The sequence below is a fragment of the Rhizobium sp. RAF36 genome, assembly GCF_052114105.1.
In the GTDB taxonomy this organism is placed as follows: Bacteria; Pseudomonadota; Alphaproteobacteria; order Rhizobiales; family Rhizobiaceae; genus Rhizobium.
This window is the reverse complement of sequence record NZ_JBFREC010000002.1, coordinates 342,587-363,418: the sequence shown is the minus strand read 5'-3', so window position 1 is coordinate 363,418 and position 20,832 is coordinate 342,587. Positions and strand designations below refer to the sequence as shown.

General features: G+C 60.2%; 22 protein-coding genes. 8 read left to right on the top strand and 14 right to left on the bottom strand.

All coding sequences use genetic code 11. From position 1 onward, the window contains the following. Nucleotides 1-20 precede the first annotated feature (20 nt). Complete coding sequence (locus AB4Z25_RS07710) at nucleotides 21-632, top strand: calcium-binding protein (protein ID WP_442207922.1); 612 nt, start codon at nucleotides 21-23, stop codon at nucleotides 630-632. A gap of 42 nt (nucleotides 633-674) precedes the next feature. Here AB4Z25_RS07710 and AB4Z25_RS07705 read toward each other — a convergent pair whose 3' ends face one another. Then, nucleotides 675-1,541 carry an LOG family protein gene (locus AB4Z25_RS07705; protein ID WP_112385288.1) on the bottom strand — a complete coding sequence of 289 codons (867 nt, stop codon included), beginning with the start codon at nucleotides 1,539-1,541 and terminating at the stop codon, nucleotides 675-677. 181 nt (nucleotides 1,542-1,722) lie between these two features. On the opposite strand from AB4Z25_RS07705, the gene dapD reads away from it, so the two are divergent. From dapD to AB4Z25_RS07690, 3 genes are all read left to right on the top strand, one after another. Continuing rightward, nucleotides 1,723-2,583 (top strand): 2,3,4,5-tetrahydropyridine-2,6-dicarboxylate N-succinyltransferase, encoded by an 861-nt coding sequence (gene dapD / locus AB4Z25_RS07700; protein ID WP_112538449.1) that lies wholly within the window; start codon nucleotides 1,723-1,725, stop codon nucleotides 2,581-2,583. A gap of 112 nt (nucleotides 2,584-2,695) precedes the next feature. After that, nucleotides 2,696-3,889: a succinyl-diaminopimelate desuccinylase gene (dapE, locus tag AB4Z25_RS07695; protein WP_112538448.1), complete on the top strand. Its 1,194-nt coding sequence runs from the start codon at nucleotides 2,696-2,698 to the stop codon at nucleotides 3,887-3,889. After that, nucleotides 3,876-4,472: a hypothetical protein gene (locus tag AB4Z25_RS07690; protein ID WP_112385285.1), complete on the top strand. Its 597-nt coding sequence runs from the start codon at nucleotides 3,876-3,878 to the stop codon at nucleotides 4,470-4,472. The genes dapE and AB4Z25_RS07690 overlap by 14 nt, the downstream gene beginning before the upstream one ends. On the opposite strand, the gene arsC is transcribed toward AB4Z25_RS07690, so the two are convergent. The 7 genes from arsC to AB4Z25_RS07655 form a co-directional block, all read right to left on the bottom strand. After that, nucleotides 4,460-4,876, bottom strand: coding sequence for an arsenate reductase (glutaredoxin) (arsC, locus tag AB4Z25_RS07685; RefSeq protein ID WP_112538447.1), 417 nt, complete (start codon nucleotides 4,874-4,876; stop codon nucleotides 4,460-4,462). The two genes, AB4Z25_RS07690 and arsC, sit on opposite strands and share 13 nt — an antisense overlap. Beyond that, on the bottom strand, nucleotides 4,854-5,657 hold the full coding sequence (gene truA / locus AB4Z25_RS07680; RefSeq protein WP_112538446.1) for a tRNA pseudouridine(38-40) synthase TruA: 804 nt from the start codon (nucleotides 5,655-5,657) through the stop codon (nucleotides 4,854-4,856). Before truA ends, arsC begins: the two co-directional genes overlap by 23 nt. Beyond that, on the bottom strand, nucleotides 5,657-6,592 hold the full coding sequence (gene fmt / locus AB4Z25_RS07675; protein WP_112538445.1) for a methionyl-tRNA formyltransferase: 936 nt from the start codon (nucleotides 6,590-6,592) through the stop codon (nucleotides 5,657-5,659). Before fmt ends, truA begins: the two co-directional genes overlap by 1 nt. Before the next feature lie 19 nt (nucleotides 6,593-6,611). Then, nucleotides 6,612-7,031 carry a type II toxin-antitoxin system VapC family toxin gene (locus AB4Z25_RS07670; RefSeq protein WP_112538444.1) on the bottom strand — a complete coding sequence of 140 codons (420 nt, stop codon included), beginning with the start codon at nucleotides 7,029-7,031 and terminating at the stop codon, nucleotides 6,612-6,614. Continuing rightward, nucleotides 7,028-7,315 (bottom strand): FitA-like ribbon-helix-helix domain-containing protein, encoded by a 288-nt coding sequence (locus tag AB4Z25_RS07665; protein WP_112538443.1) that lies wholly within the window; start codon nucleotides 7,313-7,315, stop codon nucleotides 7,028-7,030. The genes AB4Z25_RS07670 and AB4Z25_RS07665 overlap by 4 nt, the downstream gene beginning before the upstream one ends. Before the next feature lie 66 nt (nucleotides 7,316-7,381). Further along, nucleotides 7,382-7,897: a peptide deformylase gene (def, locus tag AB4Z25_RS07660; RefSeq protein ID WP_112538442.1), complete on the bottom strand. Its 516-nt coding sequence runs from the start codon at nucleotides 7,895-7,897 to the stop codon at nucleotides 7,382-7,384. A gap of 97 nt (nucleotides 7,898-7,994) precedes the next feature. Continuing rightward, the gene (locus tag AB4Z25_RS07655; RefSeq protein WP_112538441.1) at nucleotides 7,995-9,491 is read right to left on the bottom strand and encodes a globin-coupled sensor protein; all 1,497 of its coding nucleotides are present in this window, start codon (nucleotides 9,489-9,491) and stop codon (nucleotides 7,995-7,997) included. Between the two features lie 205 nt (nucleotides 9,492-9,696). Between AB4Z25_RS07655 and AB4Z25_RS07650 the strand changes: the two genes are divergently transcribed. From AB4Z25_RS07650 to AB4Z25_RS07640, 3 genes are all read left to right on the top strand, one after another. After that, nucleotides 9,697-10,923, top strand: a complete 1,227-nt coding sequence (locus tag AB4Z25_RS07650; protein WP_112385277.1) for a DNA recombination protein RmuC — start codon at nucleotides 9,697-9,699, stop codon at nucleotides 10,921-10,923. Between the two features lie 45 nt (nucleotides 10,924-10,968). Next, the gene (locus AB4Z25_RS07645; RefSeq protein ID WP_112538440.1) at nucleotides 10,969-11,868 is read left to right on the top strand and encodes a ribokinase; all 900 of its coding nucleotides are present in this window, start codon (nucleotides 10,969-10,971) and stop codon (nucleotides 11,866-11,868) included. A 231-nt stretch (nucleotides 11,869-12,099) separates the two neighbouring features. Beyond that, nucleotides 12,100-14,433 (top strand): methyl-accepting chemotaxis protein, encoded by a 2,334-nt coding sequence (locus tag AB4Z25_RS07640; RefSeq protein ID WP_112538439.1) that lies wholly within the window; start codon nucleotides 12,100-12,102, stop codon nucleotides 14,431-14,433. 74 nt (nucleotides 14,434-14,507) lie between these two features. Here AB4Z25_RS07640 and ptsN read toward each other — a convergent pair whose 3' ends face one another. From ptsN to lptC, 6 genes are all read right to left on the bottom strand, one after another. Next, nucleotides 14,508-14,972: a PTS IIA-like nitrogen regulatory protein PtsN gene (gene ptsN / locus AB4Z25_RS07635; protein WP_112385274.1), complete on the bottom strand. Its 465-nt coding sequence runs from the start codon at nucleotides 14,970-14,972 to the stop codon at nucleotides 14,508-14,510. Between the two features lie 70 nt (nucleotides 14,973-15,042). Continuing rightward, a complete protein-coding gene (hpf, locus tag AB4Z25_RS07630; protein ID WP_112385273.1) occupies nucleotides 15,043-15,618 on the bottom strand; it encodes a ribosome hibernation-promoting factor, HPF/YfiA family in 576 nt (191 codons plus the stop codon). Nucleotides 15,619-15,837: 219 nt separating this feature from the next. After that, entirely contained in the window at nucleotides 15,838-17,376 is a 1,539-nt protein-coding gene (gene rpoN / locus AB4Z25_RS07625; RefSeq protein ID WP_112538438.1) for an RNA polymerase factor sigma-54, read from the bottom strand. 156 nt (nucleotides 17,377-17,532) lie between these two features. Then, nucleotides 17,533-18,315 (bottom strand): LPS export ABC transporter ATP-binding protein, encoded by a 783-nt coding sequence (lptB, locus tag AB4Z25_RS07620; RefSeq protein ID WP_112385271.1) that lies wholly within the window; start codon nucleotides 18,313-18,315, stop codon nucleotides 17,533-17,535. 36 nt (nucleotides 18,316-18,351) lie between these two features. Continuing rightward, complete coding sequence (locus AB4Z25_RS07615) at nucleotides 18,352-18,966, bottom strand: LptA/OstA family protein (protein ID WP_112538437.1); 615 nt, start codon at nucleotides 18,964-18,966, stop codon at nucleotides 18,352-18,354. Nucleotides 18,967-18,981: 15 nt separating this feature from the next. Next, nucleotides 18,982-19,647 carry an LPS export ABC transporter periplasmic protein LptC gene (gene lptC, locus AB4Z25_RS07610; protein WP_112385269.1) on the bottom strand — a complete coding sequence of 222 codons (666 nt, stop codon included), beginning with the start codon at nucleotides 19,645-19,647 and terminating at the stop codon, nucleotides 18,982-18,984. Nucleotides 19,648-19,861: 214 nt separating this feature from the next. Here lptC and sppA point away from each other — a divergent pair, with 214 nt between their 5' ends. Next, complete coding sequence (gene sppA / locus AB4Z25_RS07605; RefSeq protein WP_112538436.1) at nucleotides 19,862-20,812, top strand: signal peptide peptidase SppA; 951 nt, start codon at nucleotides 19,862-19,864, stop codon at nucleotides 20,810-20,812. The last annotated feature ends 20 nt before the right edge of the window (nucleotides 20,813-20,832 follow it).

The following is a 20,832-nucleotide window of genomic DNA, read 5'->3' as shown; positions in this document are numbered from 1 at the left end:
ACGAACCGAAAGGAAGTCTCATGTACCGCAACAAGCTTATCCTGGCAGGCCTCTCCGCCGTTTTGATCGCCGGTGCCGCAGGCGCGAGCTTTGCTGCTCCCGGCCATCGCCCCGATGGGCCGCAGCACCATCGCGAGATGATGGGCGGGCCGCGCGGCGCCGCTTTCCGCGAGATCGCCTTCGTGCGCATGCTGAAGCAGTTCGACGAGAACAAGGACGGCAAGATCTCGAAGCAGGAAGCGATCGACGGCGTCGACAAGATCTTCGCAGCCGCCGACAAGAACAATGACGGCAGCCTGACGCCGGGCGAAATTCGCGAATATCATCAGACGCAGATCAAGGCCTGGCGCGATGCACACAAGGACGCCAAGAAGGATGGCGGCGACGATCAGCAGATGGCACAGAACGACGGCAAGGGCCCGCATGGCGGACCGGACGGCCACCGCTGGGGCAAGCGCCACGGCGGCGACATGATGTTCGCCTCGATGATGCGGCGCGTCGACAAGGACGAGAACGGCCAGATTTCCAAGCAGGAAGCCGAAGATGCGATGACCCGGCTCTTTACCCGCCTGGATACCAACAAGGACGGCTTCATTTCGATCGACGACATGCCTGATCGCCCTTTCCTCTAAGGGAGGAAACAGGAAGCCCGCCGCTTGCGCGGCGGGTTTTTCTTATTCATGTGGTTCGTAGAAATCCTGGATGATCTTCCAGGCCTGATCGGCCGTTTCCACGAAACTGATGAGCTTGACGTCGTCAGGCGCGATCGTCCCAAACTCTGCAAGCGCCTCGAAATTGACGATCGTCCGCCAGAACTTTTCACCGAACAGGATCAGCGGCATCTTTTCCATGCGGCCGGTCTGGATCAGCGTCAGGCACTCGAAGAATTCATCGAGCGTGCCGAAGCCGCCGGGGAACACCGCGATCGCCTTGGCGCGCACCATGAAGTGCATCTTGCGGATCGCAAAATAGTGAAAGTTGAAGCTGAGCTCCGGCGTCACATAGACGTTCGGCGCCTGTTCGTGCGGCAGGACGATGTTGAGACCGATCGACGGTGCGCCTTCGTCGGCAGCGCCGCGGTTGCCGGCCTCCATCACGCCCGGTCCACCGCCCGTGACGATCACATATTCATGGAAATCGTGGGCCGCCGAATAACGTGAGCAGAGGCGGGCGAACTTGCGGGCCTCGTCGTAATAGACCGACGCCGCTTCCAGATTGACCCGCTGCACATCGTTGCGTGCTGCCCAGGCGCTCTGGCCGGGCGCTGGGATGCGGGCACCACCGAACATCACGACCGTCGATTTGATGCCACGCTCGGCCAGCAGCATTTCCGGTTTCAGCAACTCGAGCTGCAGGCGGATCGGCCGCAGTTCCTCGCGGCAGAGGAAATCCTCGTCGACATAGGCAAGACGATAGGACGGGGAGAGCGTTTGCGGTGTTTTCGGTACGGCGCGGGCGCGATCCTTGTCCGTTTCGCTGGTCTTCAGCGGATCCCAGACCCCATCCTTACGCCGGAGCCTGCCATTCTTACCCTTCGCCATTCAAAAATGCCTTTCAGTCCTTACCAAACGCGTCTTTAACGCCTTGAATCCAGAAACGATCTGGTTCGAAAAATCATTCCATTTTGGGCGCCCATGCGATAGAGCAGATCGCATCCCGCCGATCACAATTCCCGGAGGCCCTGTAGGCTTCAGGATAAAGTTCGAAGTTTAAGGAATTCTCATGAGCGCCACCGATCTTGCATCCCTCGAAAAGACCATCGAAGCGGCCTTCGACAACCGCGACAGCGTCAGCCTCTCGACCAAGGGCGAAATCCGCGATGCGGTCGAAGCTGCGCTCGAACTGCTCGATGGCGGCAAGGCACGCGTCGCCGAACGCGGCGCTGACGGCGCCTGGACGGTCAATCAGTGGCTCAAGAAGGCCGTGCTGCTCTCCTTCCGCCTGAACGACATGGAAGTCGTCAAGGGTGGCTCGGGCAACTCGACCTGGTGGGACAAGGTCCCCTCGAAGTTCGAAGGCTGGGGCGAAAACCAGTATCGTGACGCCGGCTTCCGCGCCGTTCCGAACTGCATCGTCCGCCGCTCCGCCTATATCGCCAAGAACGTCGTGCTGATGCCGTCCTTCGTCAACCTCGGCGCCTATGTCGGCGAAGGCACGATGGTCGATACCTGGGCGACGGTCGGCTCCTGCGCGCAGATCGGCAAGCATGTGCATCTTTCGGGAGGCGTCGGCATCGGCGGCGTGCTGGAGCCGATGCAGGCCGGCCCGACGATCATCGAGGACAATTGCTTCATCGGCGCCCGCTCGGAAGTCGTCGAAGGCTGCATCATCCGCGAAGGCTCGGTGCTCGGCATGGGCGTCTATATCGGCAAGTCCACCAAGATCGTCGATCGCGCCACCGGCGAAGTCACCTATGGCGAAGTGCCGCCCTACTCCGTCGTCGTCGCAGGCTCGATGCCCTCGGGCAACAAGACCATGGCCAACGGCCTTCCGGCACCGCATCTCTACTGCGCGGTGATCGTCAAGCGCGTCGACGAGCAGACCCGCTCGAAGACCGGCATCAACGAGCTGCTGCGCGACTAAGCTTGAAGTGACAGCCGGACATCGATCCGGTAAACAGACGGCGCTCTTTTTAACGCGAGGCGGCATTCGCCTCGCCATTTCTTTGCCATCCCCGCCGGATAATTCGACCGTCATGACCGCTACCAATCCCGTCGTCAATCTCCAGACATTTATCCGCTGCCCATCCGTCACGCCGGCTGAAGGCGGTGCGCTTTCGGCGCTCGATGCGATGCTGTCGCCGCTCGGCTTCAAGGTCGATAGGGTGATGGCGACCGAGGCCGGGACACCCGATGTCGAAAACCTTTATGCGCGCATCGGAAACGACGGCCCGCACCTGATGTTTGCCGGCCATACCGATGTTGTTCCGGTTGGTGATGAGGCGGCCTGGACACACCCGCCCTTCTCCGCCGAGATTGCCGGTGGCGAGATGTTCGGCCGCGGCGCGGTGGATATGAAGGGTGGCATCGCCTGCTTCGTGGCGGCAGTCGCGCGACATATCGAAAAGCACGGCGCGCCCAAGGGCTCGATCTCCTTCCTGATCACCGGCGACGAAGAGGGACCTTCGATCAACGGGACGACCAAGCTGCTGCAATGGGCGGCAGAGCGCGGCGAGCGCTGGGATGCCTGCGTCGTCGGCGAACCGACCAATCCGGATGCGCTTGGCGACATGATCAAGATCGGCCGGCGCGGATCGCTGTCGGGCAAGATCACCGTTCACGGCGTCCAGGGCCACGCAGCCTATCCGCATCTCGCCGACAATCCGGTTCGCGGCCTGCTGCAGCTGACGACGGCACTGATGGATCCACCGTTCGACAACGGCACCGAAAGTTTCCAGGCGTCCAATCTCGAAGTGACGACGGTTGATGTCGGCAATCCGGCAACCAACGTCATTCCCGCGAAAGCGACGGCGAGCTTCAACATCCGCTTCAACGACACCTGGACCGCCGACACGCTGCGGGCCGACATCATCCGGCGTCTCGATGCCGCCGCTGCCGAGGGCGCATTGCGGCCGGGCCGTGATGCTGTTCGCTACGAGATCGTCTGGGCTGATCGTCCCAGCCATGTCTTCCTGACCCGCAACAACGCGCTGATCGCGTCTCTGTCTTCCGCCGTCGAGAGCGTCACCGGCAAGGCGCCGAAGCTGTCTACGACGGGCGGCACGTCGGATGCGCGGTTCATCAAGGACTATTGCCCCGTGGTTGAATTCGGCCTCGTCGGCCAGACCATGCATATGGTCGATGAGCGCGTTGCAGTCGCCGATCTGGAGACGCTGACAGTCATCTACGAAACCTTCATCGAGCGCTGGTTCGAGAATGCCGGGGCTTAGGGAAGTCCAATATTATCTGGCGGGGCTCTGGCTGCTGATCCGTATGGATCCGCGCGGCTTCCGCTTCCTTGACGTCTCTGACCGGGGCGTGAACCGCTCGTTTTGGGCCATGGTCTGGTGCCTGCCGCCGATGGGCATTTCCTGGCTCTGGTGGCGTCAGGCTTTCCTGCAGACGATGCCGCCGCATTACGATGTCGGGCTGCCCTTTTACCTCCGTCTTGGAATGGTGGAGGTGGCGAACTGGTTCGCGCCGCTAGTGCTGGCCGGGCTTTTGCTGCTGATCTTCAAGATGGGCAACCGCTTTGCCGCAGTCGTCGTCAGCGTCAACTGGCTGGGCGTGCCGCTCTCCTACATCAACGGCCTGCTGCTGGCGCTGGTCTTCTTCATTCCGGGAACGGTGAGCGTCGTCTCTATTCTGCTGCTGATCCTGATGATCGCGCAGGTCTTCATTCTGGCGCGCATCCTGCGGATGATCTTCCATGGACACGGCCTAATGGTCGGGGCGCTGACGCTGGCGCTGCTGGTGCCGACGATGATGCTTGCCGAATATCTTCAGAAGTTTCTCGGGATCTATCCCGCCTGACCCCGCGCGGGCACGACTTCGCCATCTTCCTTGGTGAATAGGCCGATATCCGGATTGGGAAGAAGATCCAGCACCCGTTCCGAAGGGCGGCAAAGCGCCGCGCCTTTTGCCCCCACCACGATCGGCCGGTTCATCAGGATTGGATGCTCTACGATCGCATCGAGCAACTGACCGTCGGAGAGAGATTGATCGCCAAGGCCCAATTCGCTGTAAGGCGTACCTTTCTCGCGCAGCAGATCGCGCACCGGAACACCCATTTTCGCAATCAGCGCCGCAAGCTCGTGCCGCGAAAGCGGCGTCTTCAGATATTCGATGACAACGGGCTCCTCGCCTGATTGACGGATCATCGCCAGAGTATTGCGCGAGGTTCCGCAGGCAGGGTTATGATAGATCGTCACCGTCATCGCTATCTGCTCCCTTGCGTCTGTCCGGAATCACCTCCGGATAATCGACCTGCATGAAATAAAGCCCATCCGGCGGCGCTACCGGCCCGCAAGCCTTGCGGTCGCGGGCTTCGAGGGCTGCCTGCACGTCATCCGGCGTCCACTTGCCCTCACCCGCCAGCTTCAGCGTTCCAGCGAAGGAGCGGATCTGGTTGTGGAGAAAGCTCTGCGCTGTCGCCCGTATCTCGATCAGCTCGCCTGTACGCGTGACATCCAGCCTGTCCAGCGTGCGCACCGGGCTCTTGGCCTGGCAGTGAGCCGACCGGAAGGTAGAGAAATCGTGATTGCCGACCAGCCTCTGGGCCGCCTCATGCATCGCTTTATGGTCGAGTGTCTTCGGCACCCACCAAGCCTTGCCCGCTTCGATCGCAAGCTGCGCGCGGCGGGTGATGATCCGGTAGAGATAGTGACGGCGAAGCGCCGAAAAACGGGCATCGAAGAATTCGGGCACGGCCAGGACATCGATGATCGACACCCGCTCGCCGGCCAATCTCAGATGCGCGTTCAATGCGTTCTGAAGCTTGAAGTCAGCCCATTCCTTGGAGAGATCCGCGTGAATTACCTGACCGAGCGCATGGACACCGGAATCGGTGCGTCCTGCGCCCCGGACGGAAACCGTCTCGCCGCTCAGCGACAGGATTGCCGCCTCGATCGCGCCCTGGACCGATGGGCCGTTGTCCTGGCGCTGCCAACCGACATAAGGCGCGCCGTCATATTCGACGGTCATCCGGTAGCGCGGCATCAGGCGAGCCTTGTGCCGGGCGAAAGCGGCGTGCCGCGCAGAAAGTCTGGCGCCGCGAGCGGCTTGCCGCCGGCTTTCTGCAAACGAGTAAGCCTGATGGCGCCGGTTGCGCAGGCAACGACGAGATCGCCGGTTAGAAGCTCTCCAGCAGCGCCCTCGCCGGTTGCCAGTTCAGAGCCCAGCACCTTGATCCTCTCGGACTTGCCACCACTCTCCAGTTCGAACCAGGCACCGGGAAACGGCGCCAGTCCACGAATATGATTGTGAACGGCTTCGGCGTCCCTGTTGAAATCGATGCGCGTCTCGCCCTTGTCGATCTTCGAGGCGTAGAGCACGCCTTCTTGGGCCTGCGGCACCAGCGGCAGATTGCCGGATTCCAGCGCCACCATCGCCTCGCCGATCGCCTTGGCGCCGGTGTGCATCAACTTGTCGTGCAGCTCTCCAGCCGTCATGTTCGGGCCGATCTCGACTTCGCGGGTGAGCGCGACAGGGCCGGTATCCAGGCCCTTGTCCATCTTCATCACCATCATGCCGGTCTTGGTATCGCCTGCCATGATCGCCCGCTGGATCGGAGCTGCGCCGCGCCAGCGCGGCAGGAGAGACGCATGGCCGTTGTAGCAGCCGTCCCGCGTGCCGGTCAGGATAGCTTCCGGCAGCAGCAGCCCATAGGCAACGACAACGGCAACGTCGGCGCCAAGAGCACGAAATTTTTCCCGCTCTTCGGGGTCCTTGAAATTCACCGGCGTGAAGACCGGCAGGCCCAGCAGTTCGGCAGCCTGATGGACCGGCGATTTCTGCAGGTCGAGCCCACGGCGGCCGCCTGGCCGCGGCGGCTGGCTGTAGACGGCAACGATCCGATGCCCAGCATCGACGAGCGTGCGCAGCGTCGGAACGGAAAATTCGGGCGTCCCCATGAAGATGATGCGAAGTGACATTCTATTCCGCCGTTAACGATCAACCGTCTTCAGACGGGTTTACCAGCTTGAGATCAAGCCCCTCGAAGTCTTTTATGTTGCGGGTGGCCAGGGCCGCGCCATGAGACAGGCAGATTGCGGCGATCATCGCGTCCTGGACCGAGATCGGCCTGCCGATCGATTCACGGCGGGCACGGAGCCTGCCTGTTTCGACCGCAGTATGTCGTTCGAAAGCAAGTATTCGCCCCCTGTAAACGGCCAGTAGCCGATCGAGTACTTCACGGTAGCGAGGAGATTTGTCACGAAGCCAAATTCGCTCGGCTCCGTACGCTTGCTCCATAAGGACCACATCACAGAGGTAAAGACGGTCTTCGGACTGGGCAGCAGCCCATGCGAGCACACGCGAATTCGAAGCCGGCTTGGCAATCTCCGAGATCACATTGGTGTCGAGAACGATCAATCGAAGCCCTCAAGAGGCCGGCCAAAGTCCCTCTTCCGCTCCGCTTCGATCTCGTCCATGATCCCTGCGAATTCTTCTTGCTCATCTTCGGTCAGCGGTGAGAATATTTCGCGAAAGCCATCAAGGGCGGACCGCGCCGGCGCATCGTTGTCCGAGATATCAACCATCGCCTTCTGCAGCAGGTTTTTCGCCTCGTCGGAAAGGCTGTTGCCGTTCTTCTCGGCGCGCAAAGCAATATCCCGCTTCATCGCGTCGGAAATATCGCGGATCAGAAGATCACCCATGCCCGCACCTCCGTCATGATATCGCTGATATCATAACGCGCCAGCCCCACAGGTTCAATGCACAGATCAGAGGACCTTGGACTTGGCAGCCTTGGTGAACTTCTTGATCACCATTTCGCGCTTCAGCCGCGAGATATGGTCGATGAACAGCACACCGTTGAGGTGATCGATCTCGTGCTGCAGGCAGGTGGCCAGCAGGCCGTCGGCGTCGATGGTCTGTTCCTTGCCGTCCCGGTCGAGATATTTCAGCGTGATGACGGCAGGGCGCTCGACCTCGGCGTAATAATCCGGGATGGACAAGCAGCCTTCCTCATAAACGGAACGCTCTTCCGAAGACTTGAGGATCTCCGGATTGATGAACACCTGCGGCTGCTTATCTTCGCCTTCGCGCGCTACATCGATAACCAGCATGCGGCGCGGAACGCCGATCTGGATCGCGGCAAGGCCGATGCCGGGGGCATCGTACATGGTCTCCAGCATATCGTCGGCGAGACGCTTCAGCTCGCCATCGACGCGCTCGATCGGCTTGGAAGCCTGGCGGAGAACGGGATCGGGAAGAATGATAAGTGGCTTGATGGTCATGGCGTTCCCATAACCTATCTTTTTAAGCGAGGGAATTATCCCGGAAGTGCCGGAGGCGCTTTTTTATGCGCGCCTCCGGAAAATTGCCGTATTCGTCTCAGGCTGCACGGCGGCTGGGAGCGCTGCTGCGCATTTCCATCCGGGTACCGAAGCGCTGCAGCAGCTCCATCAGATTGCTGACTTCGCCGCGCAGGCGGCGGGTCTCGGCCGAGGTGTGCTCGACCATGCCGGAATTCTGCTGGGTGATCGTATCCATGTTGCGGATGGCAACGCTGACCTCGTTTACGCCAGTCGCCTGGTCGCGAGCGGCGGCGGCGATTTCAGCGACCACATGATTGATCATGTCGATGCGGCTGATCATGTCGCCCAGTGCTTCGCCGGTGCTGCTGACGATGCCGACGCCCTGGTCCACCTGTGCAGAGCTCTGCGAGATCAGGTTCTTGATCTCCTTTGCCGCTTCTGCAGTGCGCTGGGCAAGCTGGCGGACTTCCTGGGCGACGACCGCGAAGCCCTTGCCTGCTTCGCCTGCACGTGCCGCTTCGACACCGGCATTCAGCGCCAGAAGGTTGGTCTGGAAGGCGATCTCGTCGATGACGCCGATGATCTTGGCGATTTCATCCGACGACTTCTCGATACCGGCCATGGCGGAAACGGCGCTGTTCACAAGCTCGCCGGAATTCTTCGCACGCTGCTGTGTTTCACGCACCGCATCCGAGGCCTTCTCGGCATTGGCGGCGGTCAGCCCGACGCTGACGGACAGCTGCTGGAGCGCCGCTGAGCTTTCTTCGACGCCCGCAGCCTGCTGTGCGGTCCGAAGCGCCAGATCGTCGGCAGCCTTGGAGATCGTGTCCGTGCCCCGCAGGATTTCAGCCGAGCTGCTACGAACCGAGCCGAATGACGTGCGCAGCGCAGCGACGGCGCGATTGTAGTCGTCGGCCATATGCTTGAAATTGCCCGGAAGGTCGGTAGGCAGCTTGGCATCGAGGTCTCCGGCGGAGAGCGCTTCCAAACCGCGGCGCAGATGGTCGAGCGCCATGGTCTGGTCGGCCTCCGCCTTGGCGCGGTCCTCCTCCAGCTTGCGGCGCTTTTCTTCCAATGCCTCGAGATAGACGGAGATCGAATAGTCCATGTCCAGCATCCCTGCCTTGATGACGGCGGAAAGCTTCTCGGCCAGTACCTTGCCCTGCTGGCGACCAAACATCGACGGCCACTGCTTGTCCATGATGCCCTTAACGAGCTCGGACATGACGATCGCGTAGCCACCGATATACCACCGCGGCTCCAGGCCGATGCGGGCGTGAGTGCGGCCGACTGCGGTGACGCCCTTCACGTAGGTTTCGTCGAAATTGCCACCAGCCAGATTGGCCCAATGGTTTTCCTGCGCCTTCTTGGCGTGGCCCATATGGGATTTGTCGGAGAAGAAGCTGGCAACGGCCGGGGTCTTGGCGATCTTCTGATAGAATTTGTCAAGCGCACCGCCGACCAGCGAGCTGATGACAGGCCGGATCTCGCTCATCGTCTTGCGCGCAGCATCGTCGAGCTCGATGAAGTCGAGGCGCTGCTTGAGGTCGGATTGCGATTGCTGGCTGCTCATGATGTTCTCTGTCTGCGCGATGCGCGGTAAGGATCTGTTTCGGCAGAGACATTTCTAAAATATGGTTGAGCAATCGTTAAGCATGGCCACGATTTGTCGTCCCTCTCCCAAAGTGGACTGCGGCCTTTTGATCATACCAAAGCTACCTGTGGATTCGTTCACGTTTTGATCTAGTCAATGGTTTGAAGTTTGCTATGGTGGCCGGATGAACAATTCTGCCGACTCGCTCACCATCTCGCTTGCCGCCGTCAATCCGGCCATTCTCGCCATCGCAGGCGGCGCCATCGCCGCGATGGTCGTCGTCCTCGTCTTCTTGCTGTTCAGAAGCAGCAACTTGCGGCGCGAGCAGAATGAGGAAGCCGCGATCCGATCGGCGGAAGCCGATATGCGCATGTCGGAGCTTCTGAAAATCCAGGCGGAGATGCAGGGCCGCATTTCGACCATGGCGGAAGTGTTCGGCACGCGGCAGGCAGAGCTCAATCAGGCGATCAACCAGCGTCTTGATGGCATGTCGCAGAGGGTCAGCCACACGATCACCGAACAGACGAAATCGACCCATGAAAACCTACAGAAGCTGCAGGAGCGGCTTGCCGTCATCGACGTTGCCCAGAACAACATCCAAATGCTTGCCAAGGACGTCGTCGGCCTTCAGGCGATCCTTTCCAACAAGCAGACACGCGGTGCCTTCGGCCAATCGCGCATGGAGACGATTGTTGCCGATGGGCTGCCGATGGGCGCCTATGCCTTCCAGCAGACGCTGTCGAACGGTTCGCGGCCGGACTGCACCGTGAAGATGCCGAATGGCGCACCGCCGCTCGTCATCGACGCCAAGTTTCCGCTCGAAGCCTGGAACGCCATTCGCGACGCCGGCGGCCCGGATGCCACCAAGATCGCCTCCCAGCAGTTCCGGCGCGATATGGAAGTGCATATTCGCGATATCTCGGAAAAGTATCTGATCCAGGGCGAGACCCAGGATACGGCCTTCATGTTTGTTCCCTCGGAATCAATCTTTGCCGAGGTCCACGAGAATTTCGAGCCGATCATCCAGAAGGCGCATCGCGCCCGGATTGTCATCGTGTCTCCTTCCCTGCTGATGCTGTCGATCCAGGTGATCCAGGCGGTTCTCAAGGATCAGCGTATGCGCGCACAGGCGCATGTCATTCAGGGTGAAGTCGCGAACCTCATGGACGATCTCGGCCGCCTCGATGAGCGTGTGCGCAAGCTGCAAGGGCATTTCGCCATGGCGCAGAAGGATGTCGACATGATCGTCACCTCCGCCGACAAGCTGACCAAGCGTGGCTCGAAGATCGAGGCTCTCGAATTCGAAGCGACGGGCGATACCGGCAAACCGGAACGCGAAGACCAGCCAGCAGCGAAATCGGTCGAGAGCCGGACAGGCCTTCTCAAGCTCAGGGTGGTTGACGAGGAGTGAGCCCTTCGGGCAGTGTCGCGCCAATTTAAGGACGGGACATCTACCATGATCACTGTGTTCGGCTCCATCAACATGGACCTCATCGCCACCACCGCGCGCCTGCCGAAGCCGGGTGAAACCGTGGCTGGGACTGGCTTTGCGACTGCCGCCGGCGGCAAGGGTGCCAACCAGGCGCTTGCTGCGCGCCGTGCAGGCAGCACCGTGAGCATGGCCGGCGCAGTCGGCAAGGATGAATTCGCCGCCCCCGCCATCGCGCTCCTCAGTGAAGCCGGTACCGGACTTTCCAAGGTCAATCATGTGGACGGCCCAACCGGCACCGCCCTGATCCTCGTGGGCGGCGACGGCGAAAACATGATCGCGGTCGTTCCCGGCGCTAACGGCACCGTCAGCCCCGAAGATGCTGAGGCCGTGGTTGCGGCAATGGAACCCAACGATATTCTCATGCTGCAGCTCGAGGTTCCCCCGGCCGCCGTCGAGAAGGCTCTCGATGCGGCCCGCAAGAAGGGCATCCGCAGCGTACTCAATCTCGCGCCGCTGATTGCCGACGCACCACGCCTTGGGCGGCTGGCAGATATCGTCATCGCCAACGAGACGGAATTCGAGCTTCTGGCCGGACAAGAAGGCATGACCGCTGGCGATCGCGAGGCCGCCTTGAAGCGCCTTCACGGCGAAACCGGACAGACGCTGATCGTCACACTTGGCGCCGATGGCGTCATTGCCATTCGCGATGGCGAACTCGTCCGGGCGAAAGGACTGAAGATCGAGCCTGTCGATACCGTCGGTGCCGGCGATACCTTCTGCGGCTATTTCGCCGCAAGCCTCAACGACGGTCTCGATTTCGAGACGTCACTGCGCCGCGCCGCCGTTGCCGGATCCCTTGCCTGCCTCAAGGCGGGAGCCCAGCCGTCGATCCCGCTCAGCGCCGAAGTCGCAAACAAGCTATAGACTTTTCTGTTTCCGATACGCTCTACGAAAACCCTCCGCCGCCAAGGCAATTCAGGGGTTCAATTCGTACAGTTTCATTCAAATTTAAGAGATTTCTGGCGATCTTTCCGGCGATCGTCAGGCTTCAATTTTAACGGCGCCTGGACTTTTGCACGGCTGCTCCATGACGGTGCGGCTCACCCTCGCCTGTGCCGGAAATGTTCGTCCGGCAAGTCGCCCCGCCGAGGCACCATGTTCATCTTCCGCATGAAGTCGCTTGCCGCAAAACTCATTGTCATCACCGGCGTCGCCATCGCGCTCGTCCTTTTTGTATCAAACTTTTTCCTCATCGATCAGACGCGCAGCCGCGTGCAGACGCTGACGATGGACCAGGCGAATCTTGAGGCAAAAGCTATCGCCAACGAAATCGCCGCCAATGTCGGCGAACTGGCGAGTGCTGCGCGCTCCATGTCCGGCGTTGTCGGCCGTGGCCACGAGGGTGGCAACTTCGACCGCAAGGGCATCATCAATATCCTGAAGGCCAATCTCGAAAAGAACGCCTTCGCGTTCGGTAGCTGGTTCTGCGAACAGCTCGGCGCCTTCGACGGCAAGACCACCGAGATTGCCGACAAGCTCGACGAGGGCACGAACAAGGCTGGCGCTTTCACGCCTTACTGGTCGAAGACCAAGGATGGCGCGATCCAGTTCTCGACCTTCGACAACGACTATACGGCCGAATGGTGGAAGCTCGCTGCCGAAAGCGGCAAGGGTGCCATCACCACGCCTTACCTTGCTGAAGGCACGGATGTCCCGACGCTGCTGACCTCGATCGCTTATCCCGTCGTTTCCGGCGGCAAGATGATCGGTGTCGAAGGCGTCGATATCTCGCTGAAGTCGCTGACCGACAAGCTGCAGGCCCTGCATCCTTTCGGCTCCGGCCGTGTGACGCTGGTTGCCCAGAACGGCAACTGGATCGTCGCGCCGACGAAGGAGCTGATGTCGAAGCCCTACGGCGATGCTGAGGGTTCGGCCCAGGTCAAGTCCGCCCTGAGCTCGATGACGCCTGGCGTTGTCAAGAATCTTTCGCTCGACGGCTATGAGCCCTTCGATCGCGTCGTCTATCCCTTCGCCGTTCCCGATCTCAACGCCACCTGGGTCGTACTCGTGGACGTGCCCCACAGCGCCATCAATGCTCCGGTGCAGGATCAGACCTTCATGATGATCATCGGCGGCATCGTGGTGCTCGGCGCCGTGATGCTGGCCCTCTATTTCGCCGTCCGCTCTCTCGTGCAGAAGCCGCTCGGCCAGCTGGTCGCCGGCGTCAAGAAGCTCAGCGATGGCCAATACGAGCAGCCCGTAGCCGGTCAGGAGCGTGCCGATGAAATCGGTTCGGTCGCCAAGGCACTCGAGGGCTTCCGATTTGCGCTTGCCGATACGCGCCGCCTCGAATCCGAGGCCGACAGCCAGCGCAGTGCCGCTGAGTCCGAACGCAGCCGCTCCGAAAGCGAGCGCCAGCAGTCGGTCGCGCTCCAGCGCCAGATCGTTGCCATCGTCGGTGCCGGTCTCTCCGAATTGTCGCAGGGCAATCTCGGCCACCGGATCAACGACGAGTTCCCTGGCGAATATGCAAAGCTGAAGCAGGACTTCAACGCTGCACTCGCCAGCCTCGAAGAAACGATCAACACGATGAACCTCAGTGTCGGCAACATCGGCTCGGGCACCAGCGAGATCAGCAACAGTGCCTCCGATCTTGCCAAGCGTACAGAACAGCAGGCAGCAAGCCTGGAAGAGACCGCAGCTGCGCTGAACGAGCTGACCGCACAGGTCAATTCGAGCGCTGAGAACGCCCGGACTGCTGCCGAGAACGTGAACCTGGCCTGCGAGGACGCAGAGAGGTCTGGTGAAGTCGTGCAGAAGGCAATCGCTTCGATGCAGGGCATCGAGCAGTCTTCGACCGAAGTGTCGCGCATCATCGGCGTCATCGACGAGATCGCCTTCCAGACCAACCTGCTTGCTCTGAACGCCGGCGTCGAAGCTGCTCGTGCAGGTGAGGCCGGCAAGGGTTTTGCAGTCGTCGCGCAGGAAGTCCGCGAACTGGCGCAGCGCTCAGCGAGTGCTGCGAAGGAAATCAAGACGCTCATCAATACCTCGGCCGTCCAGGTCAAGGAAGGCGTCGATCTCGTCGGCCGTGCCGGTGGCACGCTGCACAAGATCGCCGATCAGGTGATGAGCATCAACGAACTGATCCGCCAGATTTCCGCCTCCGCCAGCGAGCAGGCGATCGGACTGAAGGAGGTCAACCAGGCCATGAACCAGATGGACCAGGTGACCCAGCAGAACGCCGCGATGGTGGAAGAAGCGACCGCAGCCAGCGTCACGCTCAACGACGAGGCACAGACACTGAAGGCGCTCGTACTGCGCTTCCGCGTCTCCGGCCAGGCAAACAGTGCGGCACTCAGGGCAACGGCCCAGCATATGCGTGCTCCCGCGGCCCCTGCCCCGGCCTATCGCGCTCCGGCGCCGCGCCGTGCCGCAGTCGCCCATGGCTCGGCTGCAGTCGCACAGGACAATTGGGAAGAGTTCTGAGAGCTATCCCATCTCAAACGAGAAGAGGCGCCCGGTCATCCCGGGCGCCTCTTTCATTTCTGCACTTGAAAATCTCAGGCGGCGTTCGAGGCCTGCTCTTCGTTGAGGAAGGCATAGATCGCCGAGGCAGAGTCCGTCGCGCGAAGCTTGGCGACCAGATCCTGGTCCCGCAGCACACGGGCGATACGCGACAGCGCCTTCAGATGGTCGGCGCCCGCGCCTTCGGGAGCGAGCAGCAGGAAGACGAGATCGACGGGCTGATCGTCCAGCGCTTCGAAATCGACCGGGCTTTCGAGCCTTGCGAAGACACCGACGATCGAGCGGACGCTGGCAATTTTCCCATGCGGGATTGCAATGCCGTTGCCGACGCCCGTCGAGCCCAGGCGCTCACGCTGCAATACGACGTCGAAGATTTCCCGTTCGGAAAGGCCGGTAATCTTGCTGGCCTTTGCCGCCAATTCCTGAAGCAGCTGTTTCTTGGAATTTACCTTGAGGGCGGGAATAATCGCATCTTGGTGCAGCAGGTCTGCCAATGCCATTTCTTTTTCCTTCTGTCGCCAAAGCCGGGTGATTGGAAGAGCGGCGCAACGCGCCGCTCATCGCCCGATCTCAGCTCTTGATATTGGCTGCGTCGATCCAGCCAATATTACCGTCATGCCTGCGGTAAACGATGTTTAACTGTTCCTTGCCCGGGCTGCGGAACAGAAGCAGCGGCTCGTCCGTCATGTCGAGCGCCATCACGGCGGTCGCAACGGACATGGTCTTCAGCTGCTTCGTGCTCTCGGCTACGATAGCCGGGGCAAAATCGTCGGGAACCTCTTCTTCGTGGTCAGGAACGCCGTCCATGACCGTATAGGCGACTTCCGCAAAACCGTTCAGATGATTTCCGGCATGATGATCTTTCAGCTTCCGCTTGTAGCGGCGAAGGCGCTTCTCGATGCGTTCCGAGGCGGCATCGAATGCGACCTGCGGATCCATTGCTTCTCCTGCAGCATGCAGCACCACCCCGCTATCGAGATGAAGCTTGCAATCCGCAGAGAAGCGCGAGCTCGACTTCTCAACGATCACCTGACCAGAATATCCCCCGTCGAAGTATTTCGTGACGGCCATGGCCATTTGCTCCTCGATCTTTTGACGGAACGAGTCACCAATTTCCATATGTTTACCGGATACACGCACACTCATGGAGTTTCCCTTCTTATAGTGGTTTGCGGTACCAGTTTACGCCAAGCCTACCTCTCATCCAAGCACTTCACGCAAACTCAAGCAAGATCGGCTTAAGTCTCGTGCTTCAAGCGCCCTGAGGATGATGGGGATAAGTCTGAACGCTGTTTCACAGCGCCAATTGCGGCGGGCTAATAAAGGCAGGTTACCAAAAAGTCAACGCCAACCGCGGGAGTCCGCCTAGAAGCCTGCAACCTTTGCCAGCGCACGCTTTTCGCGCCGGCGCTGAACCGAAGAGGCGATATTCATCGCTTCGCGGTACTTGGCGACCGTGCGGCGGGCCAGATCGACGCCGCCTTTTTTCAGCATATCGACGATATCGTCATCGGAAAGCACTGCTTCCGGGCTTTCCTGCATGATCAGCGCGCGGATCTTGTGACGTACCGCCTCGGCCGAATGGCCATCGCCGCCCTCCACTGCGCTGATCGACACCGTGAAGAAATATTTGAGCTCGAAGAGACCGCGCGGCGTCAGCATGTACTTGTTCGACGTCACGCGGCTGACGGTCGATTCATGCATCTTGATGGCGTCGGCGATGGTCTTCAGGTTGAGCGGGCGCAGATGATCGACCCCGTGGAGCAGGAAGGCGTCCTGCTGACGGACGATCTCGGTCGCGACCTTCATGATGGTCTTGGCGCGCTGGTCGAGGCTGCGTGTCAGCCAATTGGCATTCTGCAGACATTCCGAGAGGAAGGCGTGATCGTCACCATTCTTGGTGACATTCGCAAAATAGGCCTGGCTGACAAGCACGCGGGGCAGCGTGTCCGGATTGAGCTCCACTAGCCAGCTACCATCGGACGATGGCCGCACGACGACGTCCGGCATGATCGCTTCTGAAACGCCCGCCTCAAAGCCGCTGCCCGGCTTTGGGTTCAGCTGGCGGATCTCTGTCAGCATGTCGAGGAGATCTTCCTCATCGACGCCACAAAGACGCTTCAGGGTCGCAAAATCGCGGCGCGCGAGAAGCTCGAGATTGGAGACGAAGGCTTCCATCGCCGGATCGAAGCGGTCTTTCTGGCGAAGCTGAATTGCCAGGCATTCCGCAAGATTGCGGGCGAAAACGCCGGGGGGATCGAGCGTCTGCAGTTCGGCCAGCACCCGTTCGGCGTCGGCCATTGCAGCGCCGAGGCGTTCGGCGGCTTCGGCAATATCACCCTGAAAATAACCGGCCTCATCCAGCTGATCGAGAAGATGCTGACCGATCAGCCGGTCTGCAGCGTCAGTCAGAATGAAGGGAATCTGCTGGATGAGGTGATCCCGTAGCGAGACCTGACCAGCGACGAAGTCGTCGAGATCATAGCCCTCGCCCTCAGAGCCGCCCGGCATCGATTTCCATTGGCTGAGAAGCTCCGGCGCATCGGCGCGCTGCGGCGCGCCGTCATCCTGAAAGACATTGGAATAATTGGCGTCGAGTTCGTCGCCGAGATGGCTAACACGGCCTTCGCTGCCATTGTCGTACCAGTCGCCGGAGAGCGCGTCGCCGCTATCGCCGTCTTCGGCCTGATGCTGCGCGTGCCCCTCATCTTCGCTGTCGCGGTCGCTGCCCGTTTCCGCGTCATTTGACGGAAATTCCAGCAGCGGGTTCTTTTCGACTTCCTGGGCGATGAACTGGACGAGTTCGAAATGCGTCATCTGCAGCAACTGAATGGACTGCATCAGCTGCGGCGTCATGACGAGGGATTGGTTCTGTCGCAGGAAAAGATTGGCTGACAGGGCCATGGCGGACGCGAAACTCCCGTTCATTTCCTCCGGGAAACCGCGTCGAAACAAGAATTTCGGGCCGCGGATATCCAGTTGGCCCAAAAATTGCTTTTTTATTCTATTTGGTCAAGCGCAAGTATGGCGGAAGGTGAATTTCCGCCGGCTTCAATCCAATCAAAGGCTGAAATTGTCGCCAAGATAGAGGCGGCGAACCTCGGGATTGTTGACGATGTCATTCGCGCGGCCATGCGTCAGCACTTCACCGGCATGGATGATATAGGCGCGGTCGATCAGGCCCAGCGTTTCGCGAACATTGTGGTCGGTGATCAGCACACCGATGCCGCGAGCCGTCAGATGATGCACGAGGTTCTGAATATCGGAAACCGAGATCGGATCGACGCCGGCGAAGGGCTCGTCGAGCAGCATGAAGGTCGGGTCGGTCGCCAGCGCGCGGGCGATTTCCAGGCGGCGGCGCTCACCGCCGGACAGCGAAACAGCTGCAGCCTTGCGGAGCTTGGAGATATGGAATTCTTCCAGCAGCTCGTCGAGCTTCTTTTCGCGCGCTGCCTTGTTCTTCTCGTGCACTTCGAGAACCGCGCGGATATTTTCCTCGACCGTCAGGCCGCGAAAAATCGAGGCTTCCTGCGGCAGGTAGCCGACACCCAGGCGCGAACGGCGATACATCGGCATCGTCGTGACGTCGTTGCCGTCGATCTCGATCGTACCTTCGTCGACAGGCACCAAGCCGGTGATCATGTAAAAGCAGGTCGTCTTGCCGGCGCCGTTCGGCCCGAGAAGACCCACAGCCTCGCCGCGGCGAACCACCAGCGACACGCCGTTGACAACGCGCCGCGTGCTATAGGTCTTGGTCAGACCGCGCGCAATCAGCGTGCCCTGGTAACGGCTCTTGTCTCCGGCGGAACCGTCCGCGGCCTGCGGCGCGGACTGGCCGAACATTTTGGGAAGCGAGAAAAGTTTCACGAGAGGGCCGGATCAGTTCTTCTTCTGGGACTTCGGATCAAGCTGGATCTGGACGCGGCCCCCGCAGCTATCCAGTTGCGCCTGCCCGGTCTCCATGTGAACGGTAAGCTGGCAGCCGGTGAAGACATTCGGGCCATCGGAGAGAACGACTTTGTCGCCCTTCAGAACGAAGGTCTGTGCCGCCATGTCGAACGCGCCGTTATCGGCCGTCGCCGTCTGCGTTCCGGAGCTGACGAACACCTTGTCGCTGACCAGAATGTGGTCGATATCGGCATTGCCGGAGGAGATCGACGCGGCACCTGCATCGGGCTTCGCCTTTGCATCGGTCGCCTGTCCGTCTGCTGCCGCCTTGGGCTTGTAGAACACCGTCATGTGCCCGGCCTGCAGGGTCGTCTTGCCCTGCACGACCTTCACGTTGCCGGTGAAATCGGCCTTGTGTTCCTGGTCATGAATTTCGAGCTTGTCGCTCTCGATCTGGATCGGCTCGTTCTTGTCGAGCTTGAGGCCATCCATCTGGCTGGTGGTAGCCTGCGCAAACGCGGCTCCCGTGATCATCAGAAGTGCCAGAGCGCCGCCGGTTGCTGCTGCGCCAAACTTACGTACTGAAGAGTGACAATCTTTTGTCATTAAATAACCCGGCTGTTAGGTGCCCTGTTTGCGGATGGCGGATGGATCAACGTTCATACGAACTTTCCCCTCGAACGTGATCACGCGACCCTTATCCGCCATCTTGAGGGAGTTCGCAACAACCGAAGTTCCCTCTTTCGTGATGGTAACGGGATCATCAGTCGACATGCTGCCGCCCTTGATATCGAGCTTTGCAGACTTGAAATCGGCTTTCAGTCCATTGCTCATGATAACGGTGAATGGCGAAGTCAGCGCCAGCTTGTCCGTCGCGCGGTCATAATCTGCGGAAGAGGCCTCGACGCTGGCGACCAGGCCGTCACTGACGGGAACGGCTGCCTTGATCGTCTCAAGCGTGATGAGGCTGGGGTTCTTGATATCCTGCAGCGCGCGCTCGGCGAGCATGGAGTAATTGATGCCGTCGGAATTGCGGCCTGAGATCGCAGGCTTCGCCATGACGACCTTGCCGTTCTCGATCTTGGCGCCTTCGATCTTGATATTCTCCGGCAGATAGGCCCGGATCATAGAGACGGCGATGAAGATCAGCGAGATGATGACGGCGGTGACCGGCAGTAGCACTTTCAGGCGGCGGACGCGCGCGGAGTGATGCAACGCAGCGCCATAGGCGTTGCGCTCGGGTCTGGCAATTGCAGCCCCCCCGCCGCTGTTGATGGTGTTGAGCATCGGTCTGTCCGTGTCTGTTGATCGGCTTCCTATATAGGAACTACTACCGTCGATCACAGATCGTTTCGCATTATTACATTAGCTTGCCAATATGGATTTTTTTCTGCAACAAGCAACAAACGGATAAAAACGAGGTAAACCGGCATTTTCACAACACTATGCCGCCTTATCTCATGCCGCAGTGAATGAGGCCGCCGCCGGCCCTGGAGGACTTATGGACAGCTCGACGATCGCCGACCGCCGCAAACTTCGCCGGCGCCTCGGCTTCTGGCGCATCGCCGCAGCGCTGCTTCTCGTCGCACTCGGCTTCTCTCTATACCAGTTCTTCCGTGCTGATATCGAGCAGAGCCGGCCGCAGATCGCCCATGTGACGATTTCAGGACTGATTACCGACGACGATGAGCTGCTGGAGCGGCTCAAGAAAATCGAGGAGAATGATCAGGTCAAGGGCGTGATCATCTCGATCTCCTCACCAGGCGGCACGACCTATGGCGGCGAAAAGATCTTCAAGGCGATCAGGGCAATTTCAGCCAAGAAGCCTGTCGTTTCTGATGTCAGAACACTGGCCGCTTCGGCCGGCTATATGATTGCCACGGCAGGCGATACGATCGTCGCCGGTGAGAGTTCGATCACCGGATCGATCGGCGTCATCTTCCAGTACCCCCAGATCCAGCCGCTACTCGACAAGCTCGGCGTCTCGCTGCAAGAGATCAAGTCCTCGCCTTTGAAGGCCGAGCCCTCGCCCTTCCACAACACCAGCGAGGAAGCCAAGGCAATGATCAACAGCATGGTCCAGGACAGCTATGCCTGGTTCGTCGATCTCGTTGCCGATCGCCGGAAAATGCCACGCGATGAAGTACTTAAGCTTGCCGATGGGACGATCTATACAGGCCGCCAGGCGCTGAAGATCAAGCTTGTCGATCAGCTCGGTGGCGACCCCGAAATTCGCGACTATCTTGCCAAGCGGGATGTAAGCAAGGACCTGCCGGTGGTGGATTGGGACAAGAAGAGCAACACGCCTTTCCTGCTTGCCGGTGCGCTTTCCAAGGTCGCGACGCTTCTTGGTTACGGCGACCTCGTCAAAAGCCAAGCGCTTGAGGGCATTCTGCCACAAAAGTTGCTCCTTGACGGGCTCGTTTCAGTTTGGCAGTTTGGCCGCGATTGATAAGAAATCAATAATTTAAG